At 53.3% G+C, this 3617-nt stretch carries 4 protein-coding genes; 2 read left to right on the top strand and 2 right to left on the bottom strand.

The features are described 5' to 3' along the window. Positions 1-242: 242 nt before the first annotated feature. Positions 243-986, bottom strand: a complete 744-nt coding sequence (locus ASE07_RS26260) for an aspartate/glutamate racemase family protein (RefSeq protein WP_235548642.1) — start codon at positions 984-986, stop codon at positions 243-245. Between the two features lie 35 nt (positions 987-1021). Between ASE07_RS26260 and ASE07_RS28510 the strand changes: the two genes are divergently transcribed. Beyond that, positions 1022-1633, top strand: a complete 612-nt coding sequence (locus ASE07_RS28510; RefSeq protein ID WP_082584513.1) for a helix-turn-helix domain-containing protein — start codon at positions 1022-1024, stop codon at positions 1631-1633. A gap of 260 nt (positions 1634-1893) precedes the next feature. Further along, complete coding sequence (locus ASE07_RS26255; RefSeq protein ID WP_057293779.1) at positions 1894-3273, top strand: IS1182 family transposase; 1380 nt, start codon at positions 1894-1896, stop codon at positions 3271-3273. Positions 3274-3485: 212 nt separating this feature from the next. Here the strand turns inward: ASE07_RS26255 and ASE07_RS28505 are convergent, their stop codons facing one another. After that, positions 3486-3602 (bottom strand): AraC family transcriptional regulator, encoded by a 117-nt coding sequence (locus tag ASE07_RS28505; protein ID WP_442946137.1) that lies wholly within the window; start codon positions 3600-3602, stop codon positions 3486-3488. Between the last annotated feature and the right edge of the window lie 15 nt (positions 3603-3617).

The following is a 3617-nucleotide window of genomic DNA, read 5'->3' as shown; positions in this document are numbered from 1 at the left end:
CCTCGATCATAAGTCCGGATCTATGGCTGCAATCTCCACCTGCGCGACATCATGAATTGAACGCTTGGCAAACCGGGGGCGACCATCTATGTGTGAAAACGCTGAACACACGGTATACGACCACTCTATGTAGGCAGCCAACTATTCATCACTTCGATATGTCGTGCTGGACGCCTGGAAATCCCGCGTTTTCACACAGCCTCGACCCGCAGCAGACACTGCTCGATCCGAAAAGCGATTGGTTAAGCTAGAACGCTTTCCGGAATTGCTTGATGGAGAGCCGCCCTGGCAAGCAAGCGGGTGGAATCGAGTGTCGGGAGCGAGGAGTTCATATCGTTCATAATCAGCGGTATTTCTGTACACCCCAAGACAACTGCGTCGCAACCGCTCGATCTGAGCCGGTCAATAATATGCTGGAATGTCTTCACTGCTTCCGGCTTGAATACCCCGTACACCAATTCATCCATGATGATGCGATTGATCTCATCGCGTTCGTCATGGTTTGGTCGTTGGTATTCAATCCCGTGGCGGGCAAGCCTCTCCGGATAGACATCGCTCTCCACCAGCCACTTTGTACCGGTGAGCGCGACGCGCCTGTAGCCTTGTTTAACCGCCTGATGGGCGACGGCATCAGCAATATGCAGCAATGGCAGCGGCATAAGTTGCTCGATGTAGCGCAGGGCTCCATGTATGGTGTTGTCTGGGCAGATTACAAAGTCCGCACCGGCGTCGGCAAGTTTGCGTGCGGATGACAGCATCAACTGGCCTATGCCCGACCAGTCGCCGCGCTCTAGGCATTTAACGTAATCTGCAAGCGAATGATTGTGCATCGTTATCTCAGGATGTGCATGGGCTCCCATCATGCGCGCACCTTCATTGCAGATTGTCCGATAGCAAAGAGCAGCCCCTTCGGACGAACAGCCAATAATACCTATATGTTTTGCCGTCATAGCCTCTCTGGTATTGTTTAACGAACGATTGTTCATTATATTGTGCATTTAAAGAACGTCAATCGCTAGTTATGACTACTCAAAGATCGAAGCGCCCGACGGACATCAACGTCGACAATGCCACGGGAAACGACGCCGCCAGGTTTATTACAGGCATTGCAGCCAGCGTTCGCCGTGAGCGCGAGAGGCTTGGTCTATCGATAGGCGAGTTAGCCAGGCGTTCAGAAATTTCGAAATCGACACTGTCACAAATTGAATCGGGATCCGGAAATCCCAGTATTGAAACGCTCTGGATGCTGGCCAACGCGCTCAGTGTTCCTGTCAGTCGTTTTATCGAAGTACCGCGGCGAGGCGTCGAGCTGATTCGGCGTGGTGAAGGACCGAAGGCTGCTTCAAGCCAGGCGGACTATACGGCGGCATTGTTAGCCGCGTCGCCGGTTGGAGTACGGAGAGATGTTTATCAACTTTGCGTACAACCTGGCCAACCCAAAATATCGCAATCACACATGCCCGGAACAGTCGAGCATCTGATTATTTCCTCTGGCCGAGCCCTAGCGGGATTGGCAAATGCTCCCGTTGATTTGGGGCCTGGAGACTACGTTAGCTATCCAGCCGACGAACCGCATGTTTTCAGAGCGCTTGAACAGGATACATATGCTGTTCTCATTATTGAATCTGTCTGACCTCCATCGACGTGGCTCTATGGTCATAACTCGCTGGGACTGCAACAAAGGGCTCATTGTATCCGAAGCGAATGACTCCTTTTAGCAGGGCCGAGAAGTCAGATCCAAATCAGTGAACGACCGGTATTGACCCCATATCCGATATTTCGGATCAACCGCTGGCCGACGTGACCCGACCAATTCTGTTGAAAAAGACTCCTTGAAACTCGTTTTATTGCGTTCTATGGTGTCAGGACAGCACAGAGAAAGCGAGGTGAATCATGATGGGACGCCAAGTTGCCCACCGGGGACGCGCTGAAGTCATTAATCTAGAGGAATTCGTTCCCCAAGATCACCTGCTACGGGCGGTGGACCGTTATCTCGATCTGACCGACTTCTGCAGCTACCTGCACGACTTTTACAGCCATACCGGCCGCCCTTCAGTCGATCCTGAGCTGATCATCCGCATGCTTATTATTGGGTACTGCTATGGTATTCGTTCCGAGCGGCGCTTATGTGAAGAGGTGCATTTGAACTTGGCTTACCGTTGGTTCTGTCATCTCAGGCTGAGTGACAAGGTGCCGGACCATTCCAGCTTCTCCAAGAATCGGCATGGCCGCTTCCGTGATAGTGATACGTTTCGCCAGTTGTTCGAATCGGTCTTGCGGCGTTGCATGGCAGAGGGTTTGGTTGGCGGAGAGGGATTTGCCACGGATGCCAGTGTCATTGAGGCCGATGTACGTCGATTACGCGCCATTCCCGGCGCGCAAGCCACCGCTCGGTTCAATCCTGAAGCAGCCAGCCGGCCGGTACGTGAGTACTTGGCAGCGCTGGAAAAGGTTAATCCTCTGCCGGAAGCCCCTAAGTATATTTCGTTAACTGATCCCGCCACTTCGTGGACGGCGATTGCTGGACCGGGGATGTTTGCTTATTCCACCAATTACCTGGTCGATGTGAAGGCCGGCATAATTGTGGATGTTGAGCCGTCTTCCAGCAATCATGCGGCCGAGGCCAACGCCACGCGTACCATGGTCGAGCGTGTCGAACAGCGTTTCGAACTCAAGCCGCGTCGGTTGATTGGCGATACGGCCTATGGCACGGCACCGATGTTGGACTGGATGGTGAATCAGAAGGCAATTGAACCGCATGTGCCTGTATGGGAAAAATCCGGGCGTCAGGATGGCATCTTTCCAACCAGTGCTTTCCAATGGGACGAACAGGCGAACGAATATCGCTGTCCCGCAGAGCATGCACTGCGCAGCCAATGGCGCCCGTTCAAAAATGAGCGGAACCACATTACTAAAGCCGACACGATCGTCTGCCGCGCCAGTCAGTTCGACTGCGCTCCATGCGCTTTGAAACAGCAATGCTGTCCCAATACGCCAATGCGCAAAATTGCACGCAGCATTTATGACCCTGCTCGTAATGTCGCACGCGATATCGCGACAACAGCGATTTACCAGCGATCACGATGCGAACGCAAGAAAGTTGAAATGCTCTTTGCCCACCTCAAACGCATCTTGAAGCTGGATCGCTTGCGACTGCGTGGATTAACGGGCGCCCATGATGAATTCCTGCTGGCCGCAGTTGTGCAAAATCTGAGGCGCATGGCCAAGCAGTGCTACACCCTCGGCCTTCATGCCAATTCTGCCTTTACTTGATGCCTGGACCAAAGTCCTTCCGCAGCACCGCCACATCCGATCCCACTCACGGTCTGAACCGCAATAACAGACCTAAAGTTGCCTGTTGTCTTTTTCAACAGAATTGACCCACAACCGACACTCGTGCGCGCGAGATCGGTGGTCTTCGGGGGGCACTGAAGGTGTCGCCGACACCACATGACAGCAGGCTATCCGTTTGTGCCAGCGAATCTCTACCGTTCAGATGCCGCCTGTTTATCTTTGAGCGGTGACCGGCCGAACATTCTGGTGTATTCCCGGCTGAACTGCGAGGAGCTTTCGTATCCCACCTCGAAAGCGACTTGGCTCAAGAGTTTGCCTTTGGA

Origin of the sequence: Noviherbaspirillum sp. Root189, assembly GCF_001428545.1 — a bacterium.
Taxonomy (GTDB): Bacteria; Pseudomonadota; Gammaproteobacteria; order Burkholderiales; family Burkholderiaceae_D; genus Noviherbaspirillum.
Note: the sequence above shows the minus strand (reverse complement) of the source record. Positions and strands in the feature narration are given on the sequence as shown.

Bases quoted from the DNA above. Each gene is read 5' to 3' on its own strand.
- ASE07_RS26260 (WP_235548642.1), bottom strand. From the start codon at position 986: ATGAACAATCGTTCGTTAAACAATACCAGAGAGGCTATGACGGCAAAA.
- ASE07_RS28510 (WP_082584513.1), top strand. From the start codon at position 1,022: ATGACTACTCAAAGATCGAAGCGCCCGACGGACATCAACGTCGACAAT.
- ASE07_RS26255 (WP_057293779.1), top strand. From the start codon at position 1,894: ATGATGGGACGCCAAGTTGCCCACCGGGGACGCGCTGAAGTCATTAAT.